Here is a 24,605-nt window from a genome sequence, read left to right as displayed (position 1 = left end):
GTGTTCACGGGGGTGGGGTGCGGCAGCACGCTAGCGATCCGGAATCGGACAAACGGCTTGATAGGGACGGCGGTTGAAGTCCTTAGGGTGCGCTTAAGGAAGGCATCGGGGACGGTTAAAGGTCGAGACCAATCTGCCGGTCCCCGGACCTGTGCGGGTCAGCGGGCCGCGGCCGTACGCCGGCGCCTGCGCACGCTTGCCCGATGCCCCCTGCCCCCCGGCTTGCGCCCGTCCAGCTGGAACCAGATCCGCACCTCGGTGCCGCCCAGCACCGAGGAGCCGATACGGACGTCGCCGCCGGTGGACTCGGCGAGCCGGCGCACGATGTCGAGACCGAGGCCGGTCGACCCCGCGCTGCCCGAGCCGCGGCCGCGGGCCATCGCCGCCTCGGGGTCGGGTATGCCGGGGCCCGCGTCCGAGACCAGCACGATCACCGCGTCCTCGCCGTTGTGCACGTCGACCGCGAAGGCGGTGCCCTCGGCGGTGTGCCGGAAGACATTGCCGAGCAGCGCGTCGAGCGCGGCGGCCAGGTCGGCGCGGGCCACGGGTATGCGCACCGGCCGCTCCACGCCGGCCACCCGCCACTTGCGGTCCTCGTCCTCGGCGAGCGCGGACCAGAACTCCATGCGCTGGCGGACCACTTCGGCCGCGTCGCACCCGGCGCCGGGCCCGGCCGCCGCGGTCTGCGGCTTGGCCTCCCGGGCCGTACGGATGATGGTGTCGACCTCCCGCTCCAACTGGGCGACGGCGGTCCGGGTCTGTTCGGCGGCGGGCCCGGCGCCGAGGGAGGCCGCGTTCAGTCGCAGTACGGTCAGCGGGGTGCGCAGCCGGTGCGAGAGGTCGGCCGCCAGCTCTCGCTCGTTGGCCAGCAGCTGGACGACCTGGTCGGCCATGGAGTTGAACGCGACCGCCGCGAGTCTCAGTTCGGTCGGCCCCTCCTCCGGCACCCGGGCACCCAGCTTGCCGTCCCCCAGCTCGTGTGCGCTCTCGACCAGCCGCTGCGCGGGCCGCACCATGCGCACCCCGAGCCGGTCGGCGACCGCGACCGAGCCGACGATCAGCGCGAGGCCGACGGCGGCGAGCACCGCCCAGGCCGTGCCGACACCGTTGCTCGTCTCGGACTCCGGGACGTACACCTCGACGACCGCGATGGTGCCGGAGCTGAGGGCGACCGGCTGCAGCAGGGTGGACCCGCCGGTGACCGACGTGGTGGAGGCGCGGCCCAGCTTCCGCACGGCCTGGATGTCCCGGCCGGCGGCGCGCTGCCGGCCGAGGTCGAGTGCTGGCCGGCCGTCGGCGGCGGGCAGATGCACGGCCATCCCGGAGTCAGCGCCGGCGGAGGCCACCACCCGCTCCAGCTTGTCCCGGTCGGTGGTGATGGACAGGGCGGGGGCGACCGCGGCGGCCTCCCGCTCGGCGTTGGAGAAGGCGCGGTCGCGGGCCATCTCCTTGATGACGAGACCGAGCGGCACGGCGAAGGCGACCACGACCATGGTGGTCACCGCCAGGCACACCTTGACCAGAGCCCATCTCATCGCGGCGGCTCCCCTCCCCCAGGCGGCTCCAGCTTCACGCCGACACCCCGGAGGGTGTGCAGATAGCGCGGCTTGGCGGCCGTCTCCCCCAATTTCCTGCGCAACCAGGACAGATGGACGTCGATGGTCTGGTCGTCGCCGTAGGACTGCTGCCAGACCTCGGCGAGGAGTTCCTTGCGCGCCACGACGACACCGGCGCGGCCGGCGAGGAAGGCGAGCAGGTCGAACTCGCGGCGGGTGAGGTCGAGCCGGGCGCCGTCCAACTCGGCCTGGCGGCGCAGCGGATCGACGGTGAGCCCGCCGACGCGGATGACAGCGGACGGCGGGGCCTCGCCGGCTGCGGAGCGGGCCCGGCGCAGCACGGCCGCGATCCGTGCCGACAGGTGCTCGACCGAGAACGGCTTGGTCAGATAGTCGTCCGCACCGGCGTTCAGCAGCCGGACGACCTCCGTCTCGTCGTCCCGCGCGGTGGCGATGATGACGGGCACGTCGGTGATGCCGCGCAGCATCTTCAGCGCCTCGGAACCGTCCAGGTCGGGCAGTCCGAGGTCCAGGATGACCACGTCGAAACGGAGATGGGCGACCTCGCGCAGCGCCTCCAGTGCCGTACCGACGCTGCGCACGGTGTGCGAGGCGTCGGTCAGATGCCGGATGAGCGCCGAGCGTACGAACTGGTCGTCCTCGACCACGAGCACACTTGCCATGCGCCGCACCGTACGCCATGCGGCGGAGAGCGGTCCGGCACCTGTGGATAACTCGGGACGAGTGCGCGCGGCGGTACCGCTGAGGCAGTATGGCCCGCGATGCGCAGAGGACTCGTACACGTACTCGCGTGGCTGCTCGCTACGGGCGCGGCGGTCACGCTGTCGTGGTGGGGTGTGCACACGGTGATGGCCGGAACGGCGTACGACCCGCCGCGCGCCCTGCCGATCACGGCGGCGGACACCACCACACAGCGCTCGAAGCCGCTGGACCCGCCGACCACCCGGCCGTCCCCGTCGAAGAGCCCGTCGTCCGAGCCGTCGGCCTCCGACCCCTCCCGGACGCCGACGCCCGGCACCGGTCCGTCCTCCACCGCCACCGCCTCCGGTCGGGTCAAGGCCTACGACACGGACGGCGGCCGGGCGGTCTTCGACCTGGGCAGGTCGAGCGCGACCCTGGTCTCGGCGACGCCGGGTACGGGCTGGTCGATGCAGGTGTGGAAGACGGAGACGTGGATCCGGGTGGAGTTCAGCAGCGGCGCGGACCGGGTGTCGGTGTTCTGCACCTGGCACGACGGGCCGCCGCGGGTGGAGGTGGGCACGTACTGAGGCGTGCCTGCGCGAGGGTTGCACTTCTGAGCCGCGGCTACGGCTACGGCTACGGCTACGGCTAGCGGAACACCGAGGGCGGCGGGGCCGGGGAAGCCACTGCCGCCGCGTCCGTCACGGGTGCGGCGCCGCCGGTGAAGTCGATGAGCTGCTTGCCGTGTTCGACCCGGGCGGGGTGCGGGTCGGAGGCGGCGCGGCGGGTGAGTTCGGCGAGCGGGAGCGGCAGGTCGGAGGCGGCCAGGATGGCGTTGCCGAAGCGCTTGCCGCGCAGCACGGCCGGATCCGCGATCAGCGCGAGTTCGGGGAAGCGGGCGGCGGCGGTGGCGATCTGGCCGCGCAGATGGGCGAGCGGCGGGCCGTCGGCGAGGTTGGCGGCGTAGACGCCGGAGGGCTTCAGGGCCCGCCGGACCTCGTCCAGGAACTCGGTGGAGGTGAGGTGGGCGGGGGTCCGGGCGCCGCTGAACACATCGGCGATGACCAGGTCGGCCCAGCCGTCCGGTACCTTGGCCAGCCCCGCGCGGGCGTCCGCCGACCGCACCCGGATCCGGGCGTTCGGGTCCAACGGCAGCTCTCGGCGGACCAGTTGGACGAGGGTCGCGTCCCGCTCGACGACCTGCTGGGTGGAGCGCGGGCGGGTGGCCGCGACGTACCGGGCGAGGGTGAGCGCGCCGCCGCCGAGGTGCACCGCCTGCACCGGCCTCCCGGGCGGGGCGACGAGGTCGATGACATGGCCGAGGCGGCGCTGGTATTCGAAGGAGAGGTAGGCCGGGTCGTCCAGGTCGACATGCGACTGGGGCGCCCCGTCGATCAGCAGCGTCCAGGCCCGGGAGCGGTCCGGGTCGGGTATGAGCTGTGCGAGCCCGCCGTCGACCGCTTCCACCACGGCCTCGACGGCGGCCGGTCTGCGCCGGTTGTTCCTGGACCTGCCCATCGGTCCATTTTCGCAGCTGCCGCGGGCCCGCGCTTCACCGGCAGCTGTCGGCCGCCTCGATCAGCCGGGCCGCCTCCCCGAGGGCCCGGCGCAGCACCACCGGATCGGTCGCGAGGTCGGCCTCGCCGGGCGGCAGCAGCCAGTCCGAGCCCTCCACCGGCGGCTCCGGGTTCAGCCGCAGCCCCCGCCCGTCCGTCTCGGTGCAGGTGCTGCCCGGCACGTCCCAGCAGGCGGCCGTGCCCGCGGGCACCAGGAAACCGAGGGTGTCGCACCCGTCGTCGTGCAGAACCGGCCCCACCCCGTCCGCGGCCCCCCGCCGCAGGATGTCGACCGCCTCCAGCCCCTGCCGGGCCGGCACCGTGACGAGGTCGCACGCCGTCTCACCCGTAGCCGTCGACGGCGACGTACCCGACGACAGACAGGGATCATTGCTCTGGCTGGTCTCCATGCCGACCTCCACCACGCTGCCCTCTTGCAGTCCATGGGGTCCAACGCGCGAGCGCGTCAACGGCTACGGCGCAAGTGCGCCGCAAAGGATGGCAGTTCATGGCGGATCGTGGATGAGATATCCGGTTTGTAGCCAAACACAGCGTGGCGAGTCCAACACAGCAGGTACGTTCTTGCTCGCCGGAACCAGGGTGTCACACGGACAACTCAGCCCGAATCCACCCCGGATCCGGCATGGTTCGACGGTTCGCACGAGAGGACCGGCCATGGCGTCGTCAACCGAGGCCTCGTCACAGCCCGAACGGCCACCCCGGCCGAACCTCGCCTTCCGGCAGCTGCGCGGCCGGCGCTCACCAGCCGAGTTCGCGGCGCTGGTGCGGCGGGCCGCGCGCGAGATCGGCGAGCGGGTGAGCTGTGACGCGCGCTACATCGGCAGGGTCGAGGCGGGTGAGATCCGCTGCCCGAACTACGCGTACGAACGGGTGTTCCTGCACATGTTCGCCGGTCGCACGCTCACCGACCTCGGCTTCGCGCCGCGCTCGTCCGTCCGCGGACGCGCGGCACGTACGACCGCGGAGGACCCCCCGGCGTCCGGCACCGCTGAGACGCCGGGGGCCCGCGAGCCGTATGACACGCAGGACCGGTACGACCCGCAGAACCCGTACGACCCGCACGAGCCGTACGAGAACGACCCCCTGAACCACGAGGAGAGCGACGTGCTGCGTCGCGCATTCATGACCGGCGGAGGCGCCACGGTGGCCGCCGCCACGCTGGGCCCGCTGGGGCTCACCACCGACGCCGCGGCGGCGGCCCGGCCGCTGCGCCGCGCCGGAACCCCCGAGGCGGCCGCCCTGGAGGAGGCCGTACGCCGCATCCGGCTGCTCGACGACCGGCACGGCGCGGACGGCCTGTACCGGCGCGCGGCCGCGCCGCTGCGCGCCGCCTACGCGCTCCTGGACGCGGGCGCGACCCGGCAGACGACCGCCGAGCGGCTGCACTCGGGCGCCGGTGAACTCGCCATCTCCGTGGGGTGGCTGGCCCATGACTCCGGCCGCTTCGACGACGCCCGCTCACACTACGCGGAGGCACTCGCGACCGCCCGTATGACCGGAGACCCGGGCCTGGAGGCGCACGCCTTCTGCAACACGGCGTTCCTGGCCCGCGACGCCGGCCGCCCCCGTGAGGCGGTGCGCGCCGCGCAGGCCGCCCAGCGCGTCGCCCGCCCCCTGGGTTCCCCCCGGCTGATGTCGCTGCTCGCCCTGCGTGAGGCGGGCGGCTGGGCGGGGCTCGCCGACCGTACCGGCTGCGAACAGGCGCTGGCCCGCGCGCACGCCCTCTTCGAGCGTGGCCGCTCGGACGTCGACCCCGAGTGGATGAGTTTCTACGGGGAGGCCGAGCTGGAGGGTCTGGAGGCGCAGTGCTGGTCGACGCTCGGCGACTGGCGGCGCGCGGCCCGCCACGCCCGGCGCGCGGCCCAGCTGCAGGACCCCCACTTCACCCGCAACATCGCCCTCTACACCGCCGAGCTGGCCGACGACCTGGCCCGTGAGGGCCGCCCCGACGAGGCGGCGAGCGCCGCCCTGCACGTCCTGTCCCTGCTGGACCAGGTCCAGTCCTCCCGCATTCAGACCATGCTGGCGGGGACGGCCCGGGTGCTGCTGCCTCATCGGCGGGCGTCGGGCGTCTCCGAGTTCCTCGACCGGCATGCGTCGATGCCACGGGTCGGGCGAGCATAGCGACACGGCTGCGGGCGCGTGGGAGCTGATCGCGCGCTTCCCGCGCCCCTGGTGGACCCGCGGCCCCGCACCCGCGCGCGGGGGTTGGGCGAGACCCGCCCCCGCCCGGCCGCGGCACCGGGCGACCGGTCAGCCCGTCAGGTGCCCCAGGTCGTTCCAGCTCTCGATCGCGGGCTCGCCGTAGGCCCAGCCCAGCACCGACAGCGAGGTCGGGTTCAGGCGTATGCGCGCCGCGAAGTCCAGCGGCAGCCCCAGCCAGCGTGCGCCGATCGACCGCAGGATGTGCCCGTGGGCGAACACCAGGACGTCACGGTCGGCCGAGCGGGCCCATCCGACGACCTCGTCCGCGCGCGCGGTGACCTCGGCGATGCTCTCCCCCTCGGGGACACCGTCCCGCCAGATCAGCCACCCCGGCCGCACGGCCTGGATCTCGGCGGGCGTCATGCCCTCGTAGGCGCCGTAGTCCCACTCCATGAGCGTGTCCCAGGACTCCGCGCGCTCGCCGAACCCGGCCAGCTCGCACGTCTCACGCGCGCGGACCAGCGGACTGGTCCGCACCTCCACCCCGGGCAGCCCCTCGAAGGGCGTCCGGTGCAGCCGCTCGCCGAGCAGCTTGGCGCCGCGCCGGCCCTCCTCCAGGAGCGGCACGTCGGTCCTGCCCGTGTGCTTGCCGGACAGCGACCATTGCGTCTGTCCGTGCCGGGCCAGCAGGATGCGCGGTGCCATGGGGGGACCTTTCCGGGAGCGGGACGTCACGCGGACGCCGGGGAAATGGGAGGCGGGGTTCCTCCATCATCGCTCACCCCTGGCAGGGGCAACCCGCCGGGAGATCCCGGCGTCTTTGAGGGCTGAAGCGCCCGCAGGGCCGGGATATGGACAACGTAAAGTGGCACGGTCGCCCGCCGGGGCGGCACACAGCAGAAGGGGGAGGGCGATCGGATGCCGCAGACCGAGACACCGGGCACCGAGGTGGCCCCGCGGACCCGGCTGCGGTGGTGGACCGAGCTGCCCCTGATCCTGCTGGTCTACGGCTGCTACTCGGCCGGCCGTCTGCTCGCCCGCGGCAACGTTTCCTCTGCCGTCGACCACGGCGTGGCGATCCTGCGCATAGAGAAGGCCCTGTACCTCAACGCCGAACACCCGCTCAACCGGCTGTTCACGCGCGAGGCGTGGCTCGGCATACCGGCCGACTTCTGGTACGCCTCCCTGCACTACCTGGTCACGCCCGTGATCCTCGTCTGGCTGTTCAAGGCCCGCTCCGAGCACTACCGGGCGGCCCGCACCTGGCTGATGACGTCCACGTTCATCGGCCTGATCGGCTTCACCCTGCTGCCCACCTGCCCGCCCCGGCTGCTCTCCGCGGGCCACGGCTTCGTCGACACGATGGCCCAGTACAGCTCGTACGGCTGGTGGGGCGGCGAGGCCAGCGCGCCGCGCGGCATGGGCGCCATGACCAACCAGTACGCGGCGATGCCGAGCCTGCACGTGGGCTGGGCGCTGTGGTGCGGGGTCATGCTGTGGCGCCACGGCGGCACCCGCCTCACGAAGGTCCTCGGCGTCGCCTACCCGCTGCTGACCGCGATCGTGGTCATGGGCACCGCCAACCACTACTTCCTCGACGCGGCCGCGGGCGTCGCCGTGATGGGCGTCGGCCTGCTGCTCGCGCCGCAGGTGATCCGCGGCGTCGATCTGCTGCGGACCCGCCTGGCCTCCCGTGCCCCGGCGGTCCCGGCGGGCACGGGTTCCCCGATTGTCAGTGGCGAATGCCAGACTTCCGCGGGTGAGCGAATTCCACGGCAGCGCGGGTCGCGGCTCGCATCCGGAGCCGGACCGGACACCTCCCCCAGCGACGCGGGGGAAGAGGCTCCGGCAGCGGCTCGCTGAGCTGCGCGGCCCCGACGTACCGGCCAAGGCCCTGGACGCGCGCGCCCTCGCGGCGCTCGCCGCGAACCCCGGGTGCCGCAGACGGGCGATCCTGGACGGCGCCGGAGTGGACAAGGCTGCGCTGGCGAGCGCGCTGGGCGCACCCTCCGGCTTCGGGCAGTCGCAGTTCGCGCTGACCCGGGGCAACGCGTTCGAGGCGCGGGTGAAGGCGGACGGCGGCGCGGAGCTGCTGCGGCTGGTCCACTCCCGGCTGGACCCGGGCGCCGAGCCGCCCGCCGCGGCGGCCGTCCCCGATCTGTCCGCGCCGGGCCCCGAGGGCCGTACGGCGCGTACGGCGCTGGCGCTGCGCGAGGCCGTGGCGGCGGGCGGCTGGACGCTGCTGGACCACCCGATGCTGGCGCTGGACGTGGCGGGCTCGCTCGCCTTCCTGGAGCCGGACGCGGTGGTGGTGCACCCCGACGGCAGTTGGACGGTCGTGGAGATCAAGTCCTTCCCGATGCTGGACGGTTCGGCCGACCCTGCGAAGGTGGGCGCGGCCGCGAGGCAGGCGGCGGTGTACGTGCTGGCCCTGGAAGGGGTCGCGGCACGTCTCGATCCTGCCCCCCGGGTGCGGCACCGGGTGCTGCTGGTGTGCCCGAAGGACTTCTCCAACCTGGCCACCGCCTCCGCCGTGGACGTGCGCAAGCAGCGCGCGGTCACCGCCCGCCAGCTGGCCCGGCTCACCCGTATCGAGGAGATCGCCGACGCCCTGCCCGAGGGCATGTGCTTCGCGCCGGACCGCCCGGCCGAGGAGCTGACGGCGGCTGTCGAGGCGGTCCCGGCGACGTACGCGCCGGAGTGCCTGTCGGCTTGCGAACTGGCCTTCCACTGCCGGGAACGCTCCCGCGCGGCCGACGCGGTGACCCGCCTCGGCCGGCCCCTGCGCGCCGACCTGGGTGGCCTGACCACGGTCGAGGACGTCCTGGCGGCGGCCCGTGGCGAGAGCGGTGACCCCGGCGACCCGGCCGTGGCGGCCCTGCGCCGGGCTGCGGCCCTGCGCGCGGAGGCACTGGCCCCGGCAGGCCGGGCGGTGGCCCCGTGTCCCTGATCGCCACCCTCGCCCGGCTGGAGGCCGTCAGCACCGGCCGCGCCCAGCCCGCCGCGACCGTCCGCCACCGGCACCTGTCCGAGCACCCCCTGGTGTTCGTACCGCTCACCACCGCGGGTGAGGCCGGCGCCCCGCTCGGCGCGCTGGTCGGCACCGACCGGGACGCGCCGCGTCTGCTGGTCGTCCCGCAGCCCCGCGACCGCGACCTGCGCTTCGCGTTCCTCGCCGAGCTGGCCGACGTCGTCCTGCCGTACATCGACTCCTACTCGGACGCCGTCGAGGCGGCCGAGCGCACCGAGACCGACCCGGAGACCGGCAAGCGGGTCAAGGTCGAGGTGGAGCTGTGCGCGGACGCGCCCCAGCTGATCGTGCCGAGCCGGGCGGGCCTGGACTTCGTACGGCTGCTCGGCCGCTCCATGCGCTTCCGCCGCACCGCCGAGCAGGACCCGGACACGCCGCATCCGGCACCTCCCCGGGTCCCCCTGCTCGGCCGGTGGCTCACGCACTACGGCGAGCGGGCCCGGGTACCCGGGTCCTCGCTCCTGCCGGCCCTGACCGACGTGCTGTCCCGGCACTGGGCGAGCGGCCAGTCCGGTCTGGAGGACCAGCACCTGGGCGCGCTGCTCGCCTGGATCGACCCTCCCGCGGACGGCACCGGCGCCGAGGCCGCCCGCCGGGCCGAACTCGCGCGCGATGCCGACGGTCAGCTGCTGTGCCCGCCGGCCGGCCCGGCCACCGACCCGGCGTTCGACAACAGGCTGCTGGCCCCCGCCATCGAGCGCTACGACCGCGCCCGCTCCGCCCTCGCGGCCGCCGAGGACGCCCTGGAGGCGGACGACCGGCTGGCCGCGCTCACCGCGGCCGAGCGGGAGATCCGGGACCTGGTCGCGAGCCGCACCCGGCCCACCTGGGACGCGGTGTGGCGGGGCCTGGACCTGCTGCGGGCGCTGCCGCAGGGCGCGCACGTCGAGGAGCGATGGACCCGCGACCGCTGGTCGTTCACCGGCCACCGCGACCGGGTCGTGGCCGGCGAACCCCCGCAGCCGCGCCGCGACGACGCGGTGACGGCGGCGAACAAGCTGGCCACGCGCGAGCGTGAGCAGGCCCGGCTGGAGGCGCAGGAGGCCCTGGACGACCCGCTGGTGATGGCCGGGCGGCGGCTGGCCGGGGAGGCGTTCGCCGGCGAGGTGACCGATGTCGTCATGGCGTACAGCGAGGGCAAGCGGCCCAGCCCGCGCCCGCTGGTGACGGTCCGCACGGACGACCGGCCGCATCTGGCGGAGCGCGCGAAGGTCTACCGCTCACTGGGCGGCAAGCCGCAGGCGGCGGAGTTCGCCGGCTACGAGGGCTCCGCGGACGAGGGCGTTCTCGTCCTGCGGATCGTGGACAAGATGGGCCGGGGCAAGGAGCCCGAGCCCGGGTCGGTGCCGGAGAAGGGCGACGCTGTCTGCTTCACCGTCTTCGAGCACGAGCAGCGCGGCGGCGCGAAGCTGCCCGACCCGGAGGAGACCCCGTGGACGCACGGCGGCCCGCCGGGCGAGGCCGTGCAGGAAGCGCCCGACACCGCGACCGAGGAGGACGTCCTGTGACGACCGTCGGCTTCGACCCTTCGGCCGCGGCGGCACGCGCCACCGACGCGATCCTCCACGACACCCTGCGGGGCACCGAGCGGGGTGTGGTCGTCGACTCGCCGCCCGGGGCCGGCAAGTCCACCCTGGTGGTCCGCGCGGCCCTCGAACTCGCCGACGCCGGCCGCCCGTTGATGGTGATCGCGCAGACCAACGCGCAGGTGGACGACCTGGTGCTGCGGCTCGCCGAGAAGAATCCCGAGCTGCCGGTGGGCCGGCTGCACAGCAGCGACGCCGACCCGTACGACAAGGCGCTGGACGAGCTGCCGCAGGTGCGGACGTCGGCGAAGGCGGCGGAGCTGGACGGCATCCCGGTCGTCCTGTCCACGGCCGCGAAGTGGGCGCACGTCAAGGTGGACGAGCCGTGGCGGCACGCGATCGTCGACGAGGCGTACCAGATGCGTTCGGACTCCCTGCTGGCCGTGGCGGGCCTGTTCGAGCGTGCGCTGTTCGTGGGCGACCCGGGCCAGCTGGACCCGTTCGCGATCGTGGGCAGCGAGCAGTGGGCGGGTCTGTCGTACGACCCCTCGGCCTCGGCGGTCACCACCCTTCTGGCGCACAACCCGGGCCTTCCTCAGCACCGGCTCCCGGTCTCCTGGCGCCTGCCGGCGTCCGCGGCCCCGCTGGTCTCGGACGCCTTCTACCCCTACACCCCGTTCCGCAGCGGCACCGGCCACGAGGACCGCCGTCTCGCCTTCGCGGTCCCCTCCGACGGCTCCGGCCCGGACCGGGTGATCGACGAGGCGGCGGAATCCGGCTGGGGCCTGCTGGAGCTGCCCGCCCGGCACACCCCGCGCACGGACCCGGAGGCGGTACGGGCGGTGGCCACGGTCGTACGGCGCCTGCTGGACCGGGACGGCGCGGCCGTCTCGGAACGCTCCCCTGCCCCCTCCCCGCTCACCCCTGACCGCATCGCCGTCGGTACGGCCCACCGCGACCAGGCGGCGTCGGTCCGCTCGGCACTGGCCGACCTGGGCGTGGCCGATGTGACGGTGGACACGGCGAACCGTCTCCAGGGCCGCGAGTACGACGTCACGGTCGTCCTCCACCCCCTCTCCGGCCGCCCCGACGCCACCGCCTTCCATCTGGAGACCGGCCGCCTGTGCGTCCTGGCCTCCCGCCACCGCCACGCCTGCATCGTGGTCTGCCGCGCGGGGGTCGGCGACCTGCTGGACGACTACCCGTCCACGGAACCGGTCCAGCTGGGCACGCTGGTGAAGTTTCCGGACGGGTGGGAGGCGAATCACGCCGTGCTCGCCCATCTGGCGGAACACCGGGTGAGCTGGCGCCCCTGAGGTCCCCTTGCGCCCGCGCGAGACAATGGACGGTGGCCCACCTGAAGGCGGTGCCCATCGAACCGTACGAGGAGGAGACGAGACATGGCGGAGCCCACGCCGCGTCGGCACGAACCGCGGCTACGCCCCGCGCCCCTGCTCTTCGAGCCCGCGGAGGCGGCCGGCGATCCCGAGCACTTCTTCGACCTGGAGTCGATGGAGGATCCCCGGGAGCTGCTGGCGCGGGCGACGGAGCTGACCCAGGCGTTCCGTGCGGCGGCCGACCGGGCCGTGGAGTTCCAGGCCATCGCGGCGGCCCAGCTCGCTGACCCGCGCCGGTTCGACCGGCTGACAGCGGCGGACATCGCCCGGCGGGCGGAGTGGACCGAGGACTACGCGAAGAAGATGGTGGAGTTCGGGCGGGACCTGATGCGGGGGGTCGACGCGGAGGACCGGACGCCCGTCGATCCCGTCTAGTCCAGCCCGCCTGGCATATGCCAGGCGGGCAAGATACTCCTCCCCACCCGTCCTTGTCCCGGTTTTCCGCAACCCAGGAGAACCACCCGCTCACGGCCGGTACATGTAGGTGGCATGAGCAGCACACCGAACGTCACCTGTGCCACCTCCGACGGAGCCGCCTGGCTCGCCTCGGCGACGACGTACCCGCGAAGCACTCTCACCCTGTGGCAGGAACGCCCGGACGCCCCGGTGGTCCTGCCCTGCGGCAGCGTATTCGACGTGGTGAGCGCCCCGGCGATCTTCGGGCGCCGGATGCTGGACCGGTTATGGGGCGAGGGGCCGGGTTCCGGGCCGGTCGCGGTGTTCCGGGGCCGCATGCTGCTGTTCGCGGCCCCGGGTACGGCCCAGCGGCTGCCCTCGCTGCTGACCTGGGAGGAGTGGGGGTCCAACCGCACGGAAGCGGTGCCGCCGCTGCTCTGCCACGGCACGGGAGACGCGGTGACCGTCCCGGCACCGTCCGGCGGTGAGTCCCCGGCACCCGGCGGCTCCCGGTGGCTGGTCGCCCCCGACACACGTCATCCCTGGCTGCCGGGCCCCGAGGTTCTGCTCTGGGCGGCGGTCCGGGCCGCCCGTGCGGCCGTACGGATATCGATTTTTCCTCCCGCCGATCAGGATGCTAAGGTCTACGACGTCAGCAGGCGCCGCTAGCTCAGTTGGTTAGAGCAGCTGACTCTTAATCAGCGGGTCCGGGGTTCGAGTCCCTGGCGGCGCACGATGACGATGGCGAGGAGTGTTCGCGGAAACGCGAATCTTCTCGCCATCTCTGTTTCTGCGCGGCTTCTTCTGCGCGGCTTGGCCGCGCGTTGCGGGGGCTCCGCCACCCACACCCCCGCGAGGTCGGCCCACAGCCGTTTCCCGAAGCTCAGCCCTGCGCCCCCGGTGTGATCTTCACCGTCCAGGCCCCGGACGCCGTCCGGCTCTCCACCTCCACGTTCACACCCTCCCCGGGCACCGTGAAGCTCTCCCCGAGGGAGACCGGGGCGTCGGCCAGGGGCGGGTAGACCGAGTCCTCCCAGCACGCCTCGGTGTGCGGGTGGGCGTCCACCACCTCGACCGGGCCGTCGCCGGAATCCGCGCCGGCGTGCACCCGGTACACCAGGATGCCCGGCCGGCAGCCCGCATGGTCGTTGCCCTCCGGGCTGCGCGCCTCGAAGGCCAGCACACCGTCGGCGCCGGTGCGCACGACCGCCAGCTTCGTGCCGTGCCCGAGCCCGAAGGCCGGGGCTCCGGCCGTGCCCTGCGCCGGGACGCCCGGGCCGGCGCCCAGTGGCTCCAGGGTCAGCCGGGTCGGCCCCGCACCCCGTACGCACACCACCTGGCGCGGGTCCAGCCAGCCCAGCTTCCACTTGTGCCAGGCGAACAGGTCCGGGGACAGTCCGAACTGGCTGCCCATCAGGTCCCAGTCGCCGACATAGGTGTCCCAGTCGCCCTTGCCGTCACCCGGCCGGTGGTAGAGGTCGGGGAGGTCGAAGACATGACCGGTCTCGTGGGCGAGCACCAGACGGTCGGGCGGGTGCTTCTCGAAGACGGTGACAACCCTTCGTACATCCGTGCCGTCCACGTGCATGGGGGTATCGAGATTGACGACCTTCGTCGCGTCCGAGTCGACGCCGGGCGCGTCCGGGTCGGCGACGAAATAGACGACGTCGTAGCGGGAGAAGTCGACCTCCTTGTCGGCCACGGCGAACGCGTCGCGCAGATAGGCGGCACGGTCGTCGGCGCTCCAGTCGCGCCGCATGGCGTACGAGGCCGACGGTCGCGGCATGCGCAGCCAGTGCCCGAGCGGGTGCGGGCGCAGCGTGAACCTGCCGTAGGAAGCCCGCTCGAAGAAACGGCTGGTGGCGGGGAAGTGGTCGGCGGCCAGCTCGGCGGGGGTGGTGTCCGGGGTGGCGTCCGGGAACGACAGAAAGATCATGACGGCGTCGAGCGCGCCGGCGGGGCGGATGTAATCGTGGTCCCAGGTGTCGACGCCCTCCGAGTGGTGCGCCTCGCTGCGATGCAGGGCACACGGAGCCGTCGAGAAGGGTTCGGCGACCGACGGGCCGGTGAGAATCGAGGTGGCGGCGAGCGCCGACATCGTGGTGAACACGGCGGCGGTGCTGCGCAGCTTGGGCACGAAAAGACCTCCGAATGCGGTTCACGGGACACCGCATCCAGACTGTGATAGTTCATTACCATTCGTCCTGTTTGCCTGAACCAGAAGGGTGAGTACGCCCGTTTGGGCGCCGGCGTACACCGGCGGCCGACACCCCGAAACACTCACGGAACGTCACAACTGGTCGGGGGCCTGAAGAACCCGCCCAGGTGCGGGCAGAAACGATCTGTCAGAACCTGTGCTCTGTCCGGGACACTGGAGAGTGGCTGGAAGGCCTCCGGGCCAGCCTCTATGATCGGCACACTTTCCGGCACGGACAGGGATCGAGTGCACTGCGGGAGCGAGCGGTGAGCGGAACGTCCGAAGGGCCGACGCCCGCGGCAGACCTCGACCGGTCGGCCGTTACAGACAGTGATCAATCCATCTATCGCCGTGTCTTCGCGGCTGCCCCGCTCTCCATGGCCGTCGTCGACCGCGAGGGTCTCGTCGTCAGCGCCAATGCCGCCTTCGGCGAGCTGCTCGGCGGGGACCCGGACGCAATGGCCGGACGGGTCGCCGCCGATCTGGTGGACCTGACCTCCGACACCCGGACCTGGCACGCCTACTGCGAGGTCCTGCGCGGCCGGCAGGCGCGGCTGCGGTGCAGCCGCCGCCTGAAACACCCGGACGGGCACTCGGTGTGGGTGCAGGTCACCGTCACTCCGCTGGCCGACGGCGGGCCCGGCGTCCTCGTGTCGGTCGCCGACATCAGCGCCCGCCGCGAACTCCAGGCCCGGCTACGGCACTTGCAGATGCACGACCCGGTGAGCCGGCTGCCCAACCGCACCCTGTTCTTCGAGCGCCTGACGGCCGCACTGGAGGCGGAGTCGTACGAGCAGAGCGGCACCGGCCGGATCGGCCTGTGCTACCTGGACCTCGACGGCTTCAAGGCCGTCAACGACACCCTCGGCCACCGCGTCGGCGACCGGCTGCTCGCGGCCGTCGCCGAGCGGCTCACCCGGGTGGCCGACGAGACCGGGTACGCCCGCGCCGGCACCCCCCTGGTGGCCCGGCTCGGCGGCGACGAATTCGCCCTGCTGGTCGAGGACTCCACCGGGACCGAGCAGCTCGCCGACCTCGCCGAGTCCGCGCTGCGAGCCCTGGAGGCACCCTTCGACCTGGCCGGGCAGCGGCTGTCGCTGACCGCGTCCATCGGCGTCGTGGAACGGCATGCGGCCGGCACGACCGCCACGGGGCTGATGCAGGCGGCCGACACGACGCTGTACTGGGCGAAGGCGGACGGCAAGGCCCGCTGGACCCTGTTCGACCCCGAGCGCAACGCGCATCTGATGACCCGCCAGGCCCTCTCCTCCACCCTCCGCCCCGCCATCGAGCGGGGCGAATTCACCCTTGAGTACCAGCCATTGGTGGGCATGGACGACGGACGGCTGAGCGGGGTCGAGGCGTTGATCCGCTGGAATCATCCTCAGTTCGGCACACTGACGCCGAATCGGTTCATCGGATTGGCCGAGGAAGACGGTTCGATCGTGCAGCTGGGCCGCTGGGCGCTGGCGACCGCCTGCCGGCAGGCCCGCCGCTGGCAGCTGGACCACCCCGGCGAGCCGCCCATCTTCGTCAGCGTGAACGTGGCCGTACGCCAGGTGTGGGACTCCGACCTGGTGGCGGACGTGGCGGAGACGCTGGCGGAGACCGGGCTCGCCCCGCACCTGCTCCAGCTGGAGCTGACCGAGTCGGCCGTGATGGGCTCGTCGGGCCGCCCGCTCCAGGCCCTCCAGGCCCTGAGCGACATGGGCGTGCGCATCGCGATCGACGACTTCGGCACCGGTTACTCGAACCTGGCCTATCTGAGCCGGCTGCCGGTGTCGGTGCTGAAGCTGGACGGCTCCTTCGTGCGCGGCTTCCAGTACGAGGTGGACACCAGCACGGTGGCCGCGCCGCCCAACCCGGCCGACGAGGTGATCGTGGAGGCGATGATCCAGCTGGCCCACCGCCTCGGGCTGACGGTCACCGCGGAATGCGTGGAGACCTCGGCGCAGGCCACGCGGCTGCGCCGGATCGGCTGCGACACCGGGCAGGGCTGGCTGTACTCCCGTCCGGTGCCGCCGGATCGTATCTCCGAGCTGCTGGGCGAGCAGACCTACGCGGTGGGCAAGCCGTAGGCGTCGGCGATCAGTTCGTAGGAGCGCAGCCGCAGCTCGCCGCGGTGCGCGTGCGAGGTGAGCATCAGCTCGTCGGCTCCGGTGCGCTTGTGCAGGTCGTCCAGGCCGGAGCGGACCTCGTCCGCCGTGCCGTGCACGATGTTGCCGCTCCAGGAGGCGACGAAGTCCTCCTCCATCGGGCTGAACTCGTGCTTCTCGGCGTCGTCCGGGTCGGGGAAGAGGCCCGGGCGGCCGGTGCGCAGCCGGATCATGTTCAGCGCCGTCGCCCTGACCTGCCGGCGGGCCTCGCGCTCGTCGTCCGTGGCGAGGGCGGAGACGCCGATGAGGGCGTACGGCTCGGCCAGCACCTCGGAGGGCCGGAAGGTCTGCCGGTACAGGTCGAGGGCCGGGATGGTGTTCTGCGCGGAGAAGTGGTGCGCGAAGGCGAAGGGCAGCCCGAGCAGTCCGGCGAGGCGGGCGCTGAACCCTGAGGAGCCGAGCAGCCAGATCGGCGGGCGGTGCGGGGACTGGACGCCGCCGGGGGTGGTGCTCTGGACCGGGCCGGGGATCGCGTGGACCCGCCGGTAGGGGTGTCCGTCGGGGAAGTCGTCGTCCAGGAAGCGGGTGAGTTCGGCCAGCTGCTGCGGGAAGTCGTCGGCGCCCTCGGCGAGGGTCTCGGTGCGGCGCAGGGCGGCCGCGGTGCCCCCGTCCGTGCCGGGTGCCCGGCCCAGGCCCAGGTCGATGCGGCCCGGTGCCATCGCCTCCAGCGTGCCGAACTGCTCGGCGATCACCAGGGGTGCGTGGTTGGGCAGCATGACGCCGCCGGAACCGAGCCGGATGCGGTCGGTGCGGGCGGCGAGGTGGGCGAGGATCACGGCGGGCGAGGAGGAGGCGACGCCGGGCATGGAGTGGTGCTCGGCCACCCAGTACCGGTGGAAGCCGCGCGACTCGGCGAAGCGGGACAGCTCCACGCTGGTGCGCAGTGCGTCGGTGGCGGTGCTGCCCGCACCGACGGTCACCAGGTCCAGTACGGAGAGGGGGACGGGGGCGGTCCCGTGCGTCGCGCCCCGAATCTCGTCTGCCGACACGGTGTGTGCCTCCTGTTGTCCGGCCATGAGCTGTCGTTCTCGGCGGTAACAGGAGGCTGTCCCCGTTTATTCCGGGCCGCGTCGGGCCGGCGTCGGATCAGACCTGCACGATCGGTTCCCTGGTGAACAGCGTCCCCAGCCTGGGCGCGTTCACCCGGCGGTCGGCCAGCCTGAGCGCCTCCCACACCGACACCTGGTTCGCCGTGAGCACCGGTTTGGACAGTGCCTTCTCCAGCAGCGAGAGATGCGCGGCCGTGTGCAGCGCCGTGTCCGGCAGCAGCACGGCCTGAGCGTCGGAGGCGTCCGCCGCCTGTGCCAGGGTCAGCACCTCCTCCTCGCCCCACGTGCCCACCTCCGCGGCCGTGACGATCCCCGAGGAGCGCAGCCCGGTCACCTCCAGGCCCCCGGCCCGCAGGAAGTCCGCGAACAGCGCTGCCACGTCCTCCGGGTAGGTCGCGCCCACGGCGACCCGTCGTACCCCGAGCTCCCGGGCCGCGTGCACGAAGGCGAAGGACGTCGAGGAGGCCGGCATCCCGGCCAGCCGGGCCAGCGCCCGCACCTGCTCCTGCGCCCCCTCCCAGCCGTACACGAAGCTGCCGCTGGTGCACGCCCACACCACCGTCTCGGCGCCGGACAGCCGCAGTTCCTCCATGCCCGCGGCGAGCCGCTCGGTGGAGCCCATCTCGCGCAGCGCGTCCACCCGGTGTGCGTCCTCACCGATGTCGGTGTGCACCAGGTCCACCCGGATGTCGCTGCCCAGCAGCTGCTCGATGCGCGGATAGTCGGCCTCGCCGGAGTGGCCGGGGTAGAGGAATCCGAGTGCAGTCATGTCAGCCCTTCTCCGTGTTCCTGGCGGTCCTGGCTTTCTTCCGGCACTGCGGGCCAGTCACGCGCGGCTTCGTCGAGCAGCGCCTGATAGGGCCCCACGGCTCGGGTACCCAGTCGGCGCAGCGCCGCCCACATCGTGACCTGGTTGGCCGACAGGACGGGGATGCGCAGCTCGGCCTCCAGCTGGGGGATGACGTCGTACGTCGGCAGGTTGGTGCAGGAGATGAACAGCGCGTCGGCCGAGCCGGGACGGACCGCGTCGCGGGCCATCGCGACCACGTCCCGGTACGGCACCTGCCAGATGTGCCGGGTCAGCCCCATGAAGGCACAGCCGGTGACCAGTACCCCGGCCTCGGCGACGTACTCCTCCAGGGCGCGGGTGACGGACACCGTGTACGGGGTGACGAGGGCGACCCGGCGGACCCGCAGCTCCGCCAGGGCCTCCAGCAGTGCGCCCGAGGTGGTCACCGAGGGCAGCGCGCCGGATCTGGTCATCGCCTCGCACATGGCGCGCTCGCCGGCGACACCGCCGACGAAGCTGCCGGAGGTGCAGGCGTAGGCGACGACCTCGGGGGCGACGGCGGTCAGCGCGCGCACCGCCTCGCCGAGGGTCTCGTGCTCGCTGACCAGCCGGGCCAGGTCGAGGCTCACCTCGACCGGCACGAACGGGGTCCGGGTCAGATGCAGCGACACCTCGTCGGGCACCCAGCGCCACAGCTCGCGGTCGAGGGCGAAGTCGAAGGGCGCCACGACACCGACACCACGCTGGGCCCGGGGGCCGCCGAGAAAGGAAATGTCCATGGCAAGGCACCGGCCTCACGCTAGGAGGAGACGGAGGGCAACGGTCGGTGGGGACGCCCGTGTTGACGAAGGTAGATTCAGGTGCGAGCGTGGTCAATCCGCGCATGTCAGACGCCCGGAGTCGCCCCGTATGACGCTGACCCCGCCCACTCTCCTCGTCCTGGACGCCGATCCGCCGCCGCGGCTCGGCCGCCTCACCGGCCGCGCCCGGGTCGTGCACACCGATGCGGCCGGTCTCGCCGCGCGGCTGCCCGTGGCGGACGTGCTGCTGGTGTGGGACTTCACCTCGCACGCGGTACGCGAGGCCTGGCCGGGGCAGGGACCGCGGCCGCGCTGGGTGCACACGGCGAGCGCGGGCGTGGACCACCTGATGTGTCCGGAACTCGCCGCGTCGGACACGGTGGTGACCAACGCGCGCGGGATCTTCGACCAGCCGATCGCCGAGTATGTGGCCGCCGTGCTGCTGGCGGTCGCCAAGGATCTGCCGCGCACGCTGGAGCTGCAGCGGGAGCGGACCTGGCAGCACCGGGAGACCCGGCGGGTGGCGGGCACGCGGGCGTGTGTCGTCGGCTCCGGGCCGATCGGCCGGGCGATCGCCCGCACCCTGAAGGCGCTGGACGTGACGACGGCGCTGGTCGGGCGGACCCCGCGCACCGGTATCCACGGCCCGGGCGACCTGGACCGGCTGATCTCCCGCGCGGACTGGGTGATCGCCGCCGCACCGCTGACGGAGCAGACGCACGGCATGTTCGACGCCCACCGGTTCGGCGTGATGCAGCCTTCGGCGGTCTTCGTGAACGTCGGCCGCGGGCAGCTGGTCGACGAGGACGCGCTCGCCCTGGCGTTGCAGCGGCGCTGGATCGCGGCCGCGGCCCTGGACGTGTTCACCGCCGAACCCCTGCCCCGGGAGAGCCCGTTGTGGGGGCTGCCGGGGCTGATCGTCTCCCCGCACATGAGCGGCGACACGATCGGCTGGCGGGATGAACTCGGCAGCCAGTTCGTGGAGTTGTACGAACGCTGGGCGGCGGGCAGATCCCTGGTGAACGTGGTCGACAAGAAACGTGGTTACGTACCGGGCCACTGACCCACCGGGAGGGTGCATGCAGCTCACCGACCTCACCGCCGTACAACTCCTCGACGGCTACCGCAAAGGCGAGTTCAGCCCGGTGGAGGCGACCGAACAGGCCCTGGAACGAGCACGGCGGATCCAGCCGGAGGTGAACGCCTTCGTGCGGCTCACCGAGGAGGACGCGCTCGCACGGGCGCGGGAGTCGGCGGAGCGCTGGCGGCGCGGCGAGCCGGCCGGGCTGCTGGACGGGGTGCCGGTGACGGTGAAGGACATCCTGCTGCTGCGCGGCCACCCCACCCTGCGCGGTTCGAAGACCATCTCCGAGCAGGGCCGTTGGGACGAGGACGCGCCGTCCGTGGCCCGGCTGCGCGAGCACGGCGCGGTCTTCCTCGGCAAGACCACGACACCCGAGTACGGCTGGAAGGGCGTCACCGACTCCCCGCTCTCCGGCGCGACCCGCAATCCGTACGACCCCTCGCGCACCGCGGGCGGCTCCAGCGGCGGCAGCGCGGCGGCCGTCGCGCTCGGCGCGGGCCCGCTGTCGCTGGGCACGGACGGCGGCGGCAGCATCCGTATCCCGGCCGCGTTCTGCGGGATCTTCGGCCTGAAGCCGACGTACGGCAGGGTGCCGCTGTATCCGGCGAGCGCGTTCGGGACGCTGTCGCACGTGGGCCCGATGACCCGGGACGCGGCGGACGCGGCGCTCATGCTGGACGTCATCGGCACCCCCGACGCCCGCGACTGGTCGGCGCTGCCCCCGCCGACGCGGTCGTTCACCGCGGGCCTGGACAAGGGCGTGCGCGGGCTGCGGGTGGCCTACTCCCCCTCCCTGGGCGGCCAGGTGGCCGTCCGCCCCCCGGTCGCGGCGGCGGTACGGCGGGCGGTGGCCGGACTCGCGGACCTCGGCGCGTACGTCGAGGAGACCGACCCGGACCTCAGTGACCCGGTGGACGCCTTCCACACCCTGTGGTTCGGCGGCGCGGCCCGGCTCACCCAGAGCTTCTCGCCGCGCCGGCGGCAGCTGCTCGACCCCGGCCTGCGCGAGATCTGCGCCCAGGGCGCGCGGTCGAGCGCGCTGGACTACCTGGCCGCGGTGGACGTCCGCATGGACCTCGGCCGCCGGATGGGCGGCTTCCACGAGCGGTACGACCTGCTGGTCACCCCGACCCTGCCCCTCACGGCGTTCGAGGCGGGCGAGGAGGTGCCCAGGGGATCCGGTCTGCGGCGCTGGACCGGCTGGACACCGTTCACCTACCCCTTCAACCTCACCCAGCAGCCGGCCGCGACGGTCCCCGTGGGTGCCGACGGCGACGGGTTGCCGGCCGGCATGCAGATCGTCGCGGCCCGGCACCGCGACGACCTGGTACTGCGGGCCTCGCACGCCCTCTACGAGGCGGGGCTCACGCTCTCCGGAAGCTGAGCGTCTCCCCCGCCGCCCCGCCGCGCCACAGGTCGTTGCAGGCCGCGACCATCGCCTCCAGGCCGTCCACGACCTGGCCCCAGACGATCCCGGGCACCCAGCCCACGTCGCCGTTGAGCAGCAGGTTGTTGCGCTCGTAGAACAGGGCCAGGTCGACGACGGTGGTGTCCGGGCGGACCTCACGGTCGTAGCCGTAGGCACCGGTACCCAGTTCGGTACCCGCGAAGGAGAAGTAGCAGAGGTCGCCGGGGATCGGGGTGACCGTCGGGTTCTCCAGTGGGGGTTCCGTGGAGGCGAAGGGCGGGAAGAGGGCGTAGATCTCGTTGCGCGCGTACTTGGCGTGGTAGACGTCCCCCGCCAGTGGCAGTGCCTCCCACACTGCCGCGCAGGTCAGGGGCGCGCGGTCGTCCAGCAGTCGTGCCGTGCAGTGCACGTCCCGCTTGTCGAGCGAGACGGTGACGAATCGATCGGCCATGAAACCAAGGGTGCATAGGACGGGTGCGCTTGGGTAGCCGCGCCGCCATGGCTCCACCACTTGGGAACGAGATACGCACGATCCGGTCGGAACACAGACACAGCAGACGCTCGGTGCTCGCGGGAGTCGCGGCATTCGGTGCGGTGGGCGCGCTGGGTGCCGCGGGCTGTACGCGGGTGGCCTCGGCGTCCGCGGAGAACGGCGGCGACCTGCTCGACCGGCTGCGCGCGCAGGGTGTCGTGCGGCTCGGGATCGCCGGTGAGATCCCCTTCGGGTACATCGACAAGGACGGGCAACTCACCGGGGAGGCGCCCGAACTGGCGAAGGCGGTGTTCAAGCGGCTCGGCGTGGACCGGGTACAGCCGGTGCCGACCGAGTTCGGCTCGCTGATCCCCGGGCTGAACTCCCAGCAGTTCGATGTCGTGGCCGCCGGGATGTACGTGAATCCCGAACGCTGCCAGCAGGTGATCTTCGCGGATCCCGACTACCAGATGCTGGACTCCTTCATCGTCCGCAAGGGCAATCCGAAGGGCCTGCACACCTACCGGGACGTGGTGGAGAAGAAGGCGAAGTTCGCCACCGGCACCGGGTACGCGGAGATCCAGTACGCGGTGGAGGCCGGGTACAAGGAGAGCGACATCCTGATCGTCCCGGACCAGGTCGCCGGACTGAACGCGGTCGAGGCCGGGCGCGTCGACGCCTTCGCCGGTACGGCGCTCACCACCCGCGAGGTGGTGAAGAAGTCCGCCAAGGCGGAGGCCACCCGGCCGTTCACTCCGCTGGTCAAGGGCAAACCGCACGTCGACGGGGGCGCGTTCGCGTTCCGGTCGGCCGAGACGAACCTGCGGGACGCCTTCAACGTCGAGCTGCGCAAGCTGAGGAAGAGCGGGGAGCTGTTCCGCATCCTCCGGCCCTTCGGCTTCACCAAGGCCGAGCTGACGGACCTGACCGCGAAGGAGCTGTGCGGCGGATGACCTCGGGGCTCTGGGAACTCGTACTGAGAGGCGTGTGGACCACCGTCCAGTTGCTGGTGTTCGGCGCACTGCTGGCCACGGCGGTGTCCTTCGTCGTCGGCGTCGCGCGCACCCACCGGCTGTGGATCGTGCGCTTCGTCGCCGGCTTCTACACCGAGGTGTTCCGCGGCACCTCGGCACTGGTGATGATCTTCTGGGTGTTCTTCGTGCTGCCGATCGCCTTCGGCTGGCAGCTGGTGCCGATGTGGGCGGGCACGCTGGCGCTCGGGCTGACGTACGGCGCGTACGGCTCGGAGATCGTGCGCGGCGCGCTGAACGCGGTCGACCCGGCGCAGCGGGAGGGCGGGATCGCGCTCAGCTTCACGCCCTGGCAGCGGCTCAGGCTGATCGTGCTGCCGCAGGCGGTGCCGGAGATGATCCCGTCCTTCTGCAACCTGCTGGTCGAACTGCTCAAGGGCACCGCGCTGGTGTCGGTCATGGGCATGGGCGATCTGACGTTCAGCGCCAACCTGGTGCGTCTGGCACTGCAGCAGAGCGCGGAGATCTACACGTACGTGCTGCTGATCTACTTCGCCATCGCCTTCGTGCTCACGCGGCTGATGCGCGGTCTGGAGAAGCGGCTCAAGGCCGGGGTCGGCAAGGACGCCGGTACGGAGTCGGCGGCGCGTGAGCTGAAGCGGGCGCAGACGACCGGAGTGGGGGGTCGGGTCGCATGAAGTGGGACTGGAACGCCGTAAGCGACTTCATGCCGAAGTTCTGGGACGGGCTGCTGGTCACCCTGCAGGCCCTGGCCCTCGGTTCGCTGCTGTCCTTCAGCCTCGGTCTGGTGTGGGCGCTGCTGATGCGGACGCCGAGCCGGTTCGTGCGCTGGCCGGTCGGGGTGGTCACGGAGTTCGTGCGCAACACCCCGCTGCTGGTGCAGCTGTTCTTCCTGTTCTATGTGCTGCCCGAGTGGGGCCTGACCTTCTCGGCGCTGGCCACCGGCGTCTTCGCGATCGGCCTGCACTACTCGACGTACACGATGCAGGTCTACCGGGCCGGTATCGAGGCGGTGCCCGTCGGCCAGTGGGAGGCGGCGACGGCGCTGAACCTGCCCCTGCGGCGGACCTGGACCGCGGTGATCCTGCCGCAGGCGATCCGCCGGGTGATCCCCGCCCTCGGCAACTACGTGATCGCCATGCTCAAGGACACGCCGATGCTGATGGTGATCACCGTGCTGGAGATGCTCGGGCGCGCCCGGCTCTTCTCCCAGCAGCACTTCCAGTTCACCGAGCCGCTCACCGTGATCGGTGCGGCCTTCATCCTCATTTCCTACCTGGCCTCCCTTCTTCTGCGAGCCCTGGAGCGACGCCTTGTCCGCTGACAC

The 24,605-nt window shown here is 72.7% G+C and carries 24 protein-coding genes and 1 tRNA gene; 15 read left to right on the top strand and 10 right to left on the bottom strand.

What is annotated here, in order from left to right; translation table 11 throughout:
• Positions 1 to 158 precede the first annotated feature (158 nt).
• Positions 159 to 1,535 (bottom strand): sensor histidine kinase, encoded by a 1,377-nt coding sequence (locus ACIRU3_RS04195; protein ID WP_404051054.1) that lies wholly within the window; start codon positions 1,533 to 1,535, stop codon positions 159 to 161.
• Positions 1,532 to 2,239, bottom strand: a complete 708-nt coding sequence (locus tag ACIRU3_RS04190; protein WP_404051052.1) for a response regulator transcription factor — start codon at positions 2,237 to 2,239, stop codon at positions 1,532 to 1,534. The genes ACIRU3_RS04195 and ACIRU3_RS04190 overlap by 4 nt, the downstream gene beginning before the upstream one ends.
• A 99-nt stretch (positions 2,240 to 2,338) precedes the next feature.
• Between ACIRU3_RS04190 and ACIRU3_RS04185 the strand changes: the two genes are divergently transcribed.
• Positions 2,339 to 2,845 (top strand): hypothetical protein, encoded by a 507-nt coding sequence (locus ACIRU3_RS04185; RefSeq protein ID WP_404051049.1) that lies wholly within the window; start codon positions 2,339 to 2,341, stop codon positions 2,843 to 2,845.
• Positions 2,846 to 2,906: 61 nt separating this feature from the next.
• Here ACIRU3_RS04185 and ACIRU3_RS04180 read toward each other — a convergent pair whose 3' ends face one another.
• Positions 2,907 to 3,776 (bottom strand): spermidine synthase, encoded by an 870-nt coding sequence (locus tag ACIRU3_RS04180; protein WP_404051047.1) that lies wholly within the window; start codon positions 3,774 to 3,776, stop codon positions 2,907 to 2,909.
• Between the two features lie 34 nt (positions 3,777 to 3,810).
• Positions 3,811 to 4,224 carry a hypothetical protein gene (locus tag ACIRU3_RS04175; RefSeq protein ID WP_404051045.1) on the bottom strand — a complete coding sequence of 138 codons (414 nt, stop codon included), beginning with the start codon at positions 4,222 to 4,224 and terminating at the stop codon, positions 3,811 to 3,813.
• Between the two features lie 265 nt (positions 4,225 to 4,489).
• On the opposite strand from ACIRU3_RS04175, the gene ACIRU3_RS04170 reads away from it, so the two are divergent.
• Positions 4,490 to 5,959, top strand: coding sequence for a hypothetical protein (locus ACIRU3_RS04170; protein WP_404051042.1), 1,470 nt, complete (start codon positions 4,490 to 4,492; stop codon positions 5,957 to 5,959).
• A gap of 129 nt (positions 5,960 to 6,088) precedes the next feature.
• Here ACIRU3_RS04170 and ACIRU3_RS04165 read toward each other — a convergent pair whose 3' ends face one another.
• Entirely contained in the window at positions 6,089 to 6,685 is a 597-nt protein-coding gene (locus tag ACIRU3_RS04165; RefSeq protein ID WP_404051039.1) for a histidine phosphatase family protein, read from the bottom strand.
• Positions 6,686 to 6,898: 213 nt separating this feature from the next.
• Between ACIRU3_RS04165 and ACIRU3_RS04160 the strand changes: the two genes are divergently transcribed.
• The 7 genes from ACIRU3_RS04160 to ACIRU3_RS04130 all read left to right on the top strand — a co-directional run bounded on the left by ACIRU3_RS04160 (position 6,899) and on the right by ACIRU3_RS04130 (position 13,063).
• Positions 6,899 to 7,843, top strand: a complete 945-nt coding sequence (locus tag ACIRU3_RS04160) for a phosphatase PAP2 family protein (protein WP_404051036.1) — start codon at positions 6,899 to 6,901, stop codon at positions 7,841 to 7,843.
• On the top strand, positions 7,740 to 8,930 hold the full coding sequence (locus ACIRU3_RS04155; protein WP_404051034.1) for a hypothetical protein: 1,191 nt from the start codon (positions 7,740 to 7,742) through the stop codon (positions 8,928 to 8,930). The genes ACIRU3_RS04160 and ACIRU3_RS04155 overlap by 104 nt, the downstream gene beginning before the upstream one ends.
• Positions 8,921 to 10,519, top strand: a complete 1,599-nt coding sequence (locus ACIRU3_RS04150) for a hypothetical protein (RefSeq protein WP_404051032.1) — start codon at positions 8,921 to 8,923, stop codon at positions 10,517 to 10,519. The genes ACIRU3_RS04155 and ACIRU3_RS04150 overlap by 10 nt, the downstream gene beginning before the upstream one ends.
• A complete protein-coding gene (locus tag ACIRU3_RS04145) occupies positions 10,516 to 11,853 on the top strand; it encodes an AAA domain-containing protein (RefSeq protein ID WP_404051029.1) in 1,338 nt (445 codons plus the stop codon). The genes ACIRU3_RS04150 and ACIRU3_RS04145 overlap by 4 nt, the downstream gene beginning before the upstream one ends.
• A gap of 84 nt (positions 11,854 to 11,937) precedes the next feature.
• The gene (locus ACIRU3_RS04140) at positions 11,938 to 12,309 is read left to right on the top strand and encodes a hypothetical protein (RefSeq protein ID WP_404051027.1); all 372 of its coding nucleotides are present in this window, start codon (positions 11,938 to 11,940) and stop codon (positions 12,307 to 12,309) included.
• A gap of 15 nt (positions 12,310 to 12,324) precedes the next feature.
• A complete protein-coding gene (locus ACIRU3_RS04135; RefSeq protein ID WP_404051889.1) occupies positions 12,325 to 12,999 on the top strand; it encodes a bifunctional DNA primase/polymerase in 675 nt (224 codons plus the stop codon).
• Positions 12,990 to 13,063 (top strand) — tRNA-Lys (locus ACIRU3_RS04130). The genes ACIRU3_RS04135 and ACIRU3_RS04130 overlap by 10 nt, the downstream gene beginning before the upstream one ends.
• 150 nt (positions 13,064 to 13,213) lie before the next feature.
• Here the strand turns inward: ACIRU3_RS04130 and ACIRU3_RS04125 are convergent.
• Positions 13,214 to 14,428: a M6 family metalloprotease domain-containing protein gene (locus tag ACIRU3_RS04125; RefSeq protein WP_404051887.1), complete on the bottom strand. Its 1,215-nt coding sequence runs from the start codon at positions 14,426 to 14,428 to the stop codon at positions 13,214 to 13,216.
• Positions 14,429 to 14,793: 365 nt separating this feature from the next.
• Between ACIRU3_RS04125 and ACIRU3_RS04120 the strand changes: the two genes are divergently transcribed.
• Positions 14,794 to 16,605 (top strand): putative bifunctional diguanylate cyclase/phosphodiesterase, encoded by a 1,812-nt coding sequence (locus tag ACIRU3_RS04120; RefSeq protein ID WP_404051025.1) that lies wholly within the window; start codon positions 14,794 to 14,796, stop codon positions 16,603 to 16,605.
• Here the strand turns inward: ACIRU3_RS04120 and ACIRU3_RS04115 are convergent.
• From ACIRU3_RS04115 to ACIRU3_RS04105, 3 genes are all read right to left on the bottom strand, one after another.
• Positions 16,584 to 17,699 carry an LLM class flavin-dependent oxidoreductase gene (locus ACIRU3_RS04115; protein ID WP_404051022.1) on the bottom strand — a complete coding sequence of 372 codons (1,116 nt, stop codon included), beginning with the start codon at positions 17,697 to 17,699 and terminating at the stop codon, positions 16,584 to 16,586. The two genes, ACIRU3_RS04120 and ACIRU3_RS04115, sit on opposite strands and share 22 nt — an antisense overlap.
• 70 nt (positions 17,700 to 17,769) lie before the next feature.
• Positions 17,770 to 18,501: a decarboxylase gene (locus tag ACIRU3_RS04110; RefSeq protein WP_404051019.1), complete on the bottom strand. Its 732-nt coding sequence runs from the start codon at positions 18,499 to 18,501 to the stop codon at positions 17,770 to 17,772.
• Complete coding sequence (locus ACIRU3_RS04105; protein ID WP_404051016.1) at positions 18,498 to 19,301, bottom strand: decarboxylase; 804 nt, start codon at positions 19,299 to 19,301, stop codon at positions 18,498 to 18,500. Before ACIRU3_RS04105 ends, ACIRU3_RS04110 begins: the two co-directional genes overlap by 4 nt.
• Positions 19,302 to 19,431: 130 nt before the next feature.
• Here ACIRU3_RS04105 and ACIRU3_RS04100 point away from each other — a divergent pair, with 130 nt between their 5' ends.
• Entirely contained in the window at positions 19,432 to 20,385 is a 954-nt protein-coding gene (locus ACIRU3_RS04100) for a D-2-hydroxyacid dehydrogenase (RefSeq protein WP_404051013.1), read from the top strand.
• Between the two features lie 16 nt (positions 20,386 to 20,401).
• Positions 20,402 to 21,790, top strand: a complete 1,389-nt coding sequence (locus ACIRU3_RS04095) for an amidase (protein WP_404051010.1) — start codon at positions 20,402 to 20,404, stop codon at positions 21,788 to 21,790.
• Here ACIRU3_RS04095 and ACIRU3_RS04090 read toward each other — a convergent pair.
• Complete coding sequence (locus ACIRU3_RS04090; protein ID WP_404051007.1) at positions 21,771 to 22,265, bottom strand: DUF3830 family protein; 495 nt, start codon at positions 22,263 to 22,265, stop codon at positions 21,771 to 21,773. The two genes, ACIRU3_RS04095 and ACIRU3_RS04090, sit on opposite strands and share 20 nt — an antisense overlap.
• A gap of 47 nt (positions 22,266 to 22,312) precedes the next feature.
• Here ACIRU3_RS04090 and ehuB point away from each other — a divergent pair, with 47 nt between their 5' ends.
• From ehuB to ehuD, 3 genes are read left to right on the top strand one after another with little or no spacing between them, the layout of a single operon-like run.
• Positions 22,313 to 23,239, top strand: a complete 927-nt coding sequence (ehuB, locus tag ACIRU3_RS04085; protein ID WP_404051005.1) for an ectoine/hydroxyectoine ABC transporter substrate-binding protein EhuB — start codon at positions 22,313 to 22,315, stop codon at positions 23,237 to 23,239.
• Positions 23,236 to 23,955: an ectoine/hydroxyectoine ABC transporter permease subunit EhuC gene (gene ehuC / locus ACIRU3_RS04080; RefSeq protein ID WP_404051003.1), complete on the top strand. Its 720-nt coding sequence runs from the start codon at positions 23,236 to 23,238 to the stop codon at positions 23,953 to 23,955. Before ehuB ends, ehuC begins: the two co-directional genes overlap by 4 nt.
• Complete coding sequence (gene ehuD / locus ACIRU3_RS04075) at positions 23,952 to 24,602, top strand: ectoine/hydroxyectoine ABC transporter permease subunit EhuD (RefSeq protein WP_404051001.1); 651 nt, start codon at positions 23,952 to 23,954, stop codon at positions 24,600 to 24,602. Before ehuC ends, ehuD begins: the two co-directional genes overlap by 4 nt.
• Positions 24,603 to 24,605 lie beyond the last annotated feature (3 nt).

Origin of the sequence: Streptomyces sp. NPDC101151 (assembly GCF_044768335.1) — a bacterium.
GTDB lineage: Bacteria > Actinomycetota > Actinomycetes > Streptomycetales > Streptomycetaceae > Streptomyces.
Note: the sequence above shows the minus strand (reverse complement) of the source record. Positions and strands in the feature narration are given on the sequence as shown.

What these genes read in the sequence shown, in the direction of transcription:
- ACIRU3_RS04180 (WP_404051047.1), bottom strand. Translation starts at nt 3,776, where the DNA reads ATGGGCAGGTCCAGGAACAACCGGCGCAGACCGGCCGCCGTCGAGGCC.
- ACIRU3_RS04095 (WP_404051010.1), top strand. Translation starts at nt 20,402, where the DNA reads ATGCAGCTCACCGACCTCACCGCCGTACAACTCCTCGACGGCTACCGC.
- ACIRU3_RS04195 (WP_404051054.1), bottom strand. Translation starts at nt 1,535, where the DNA reads ATGAGATGGGCTCTGGTCAAGGTGTGCCTGGCGGTGACCACCATGGTC.
- ehuB (WP_404051005.1), top strand. Translation starts at nt 22,313, where the DNA reads ATGGCTCCACCACTTGGGAACGAGATACGCACGATCCGGTCGGAACAC.
- ACIRU3_RS04160 (WP_404051036.1), top strand. Translation starts at nt 6,899, where the DNA reads ATGCCGCAGACCGAGACACCGGGCACCGAGGTGGCCCCGCGGACCCGG.
- ehuD (WP_404051001.1), top strand. Translation starts at nt 23,952, where the DNA reads ATGAAGTGGGACTGGAACGCCGTAAGCGACTTCATGCCGAAGTTCTGG.
- ACIRU3_RS04190 (WP_404051052.1), bottom strand. Translation starts at nt 2,239, where the DNA reads ATGGCAAGTGTGCTCGTGGTCGAGGACGACCAGTTCGTACGCTCGGCG.
- ACIRU3_RS04100 (WP_404051013.1), top strand. Translation starts at nt 19,432, where the DNA reads ATGACGCTGACCCCGCCCACTCTCCTCGTCCTGGACGCCGATCCGCCG.
- ACIRU3_RS04105 (WP_404051016.1), bottom strand. Translation starts at nt 19,301, where the DNA reads ATGGACATTTCCTTTCTCGGCGGCCCCCGGGCCCAGCGTGGTGTCGGT.
- ACIRU3_RS04175 (WP_404051045.1), bottom strand. Translation starts at nt 4,224, where the DNA reads ATGGAGACCAGCCAGAGCAATGATCCCTGTCTGTCGTCGGGTACGTCG.
- ACIRU3_RS04165 (WP_404051039.1), bottom strand. Translation starts at nt 6,685, where the DNA reads ATGGCACCGCGCATCCTGCTGGCCCGGCACGGACAGACGCAATGGTCG.
- ACIRU3_RS04115 (WP_404051022.1), bottom strand. Translation starts at nt 17,699, where the DNA reads ATGGCCGGACAACAGGAGGCACACACCGTGTCGGCAGACGAGATTCGG.
- ACIRU3_RS04125 (WP_404051887.1), bottom strand. Translation starts at nt 14,428, where the DNA reads ATGTCGGCGCTCGCCGCCACCTCGATTCTCACCGGCCCGTCGGTCGCC.
- ACIRU3_RS04140 (WP_404051027.1), top strand. Translation starts at nt 11,938, where the DNA reads ATGGCGGAGCCCACGCCGCGTCGGCACGAACCGCGGCTACGCCCCGCG.
- ACIRU3_RS04110 (WP_404051019.1), bottom strand. Translation starts at nt 18,501, where the DNA reads ATGACTGCACTCGGATTCCTCTACCCCGGCCACTCCGGCGAGGCCGAC.
- ACIRU3_RS04090 (WP_404051007.1), bottom strand. Translation starts at nt 22,265, where the DNA reads ATGGCCGATCGATTCGTCACCGTCTCGCTCGACAAGCGGGACGTGCAC.
- ehuC (WP_404051003.1), top strand. Translation starts at nt 23,236, where the DNA reads ATGACCTCGGGGCTCTGGGAACTCGTACTGAGAGGCGTGTGGACCACC.
- ACIRU3_RS04170 (WP_404051042.1), top strand. Translation starts at nt 4,490, where the DNA reads ATGGCGTCGTCAACCGAGGCCTCGTCACAGCCCGAACGGCCACCCCGG.
- ACIRU3_RS04185 (WP_404051049.1), top strand. Translation starts at nt 2,339, where the DNA reads ATGCGCAGAGGACTCGTACACGTACTCGCGTGGCTGCTCGCTACGGGC.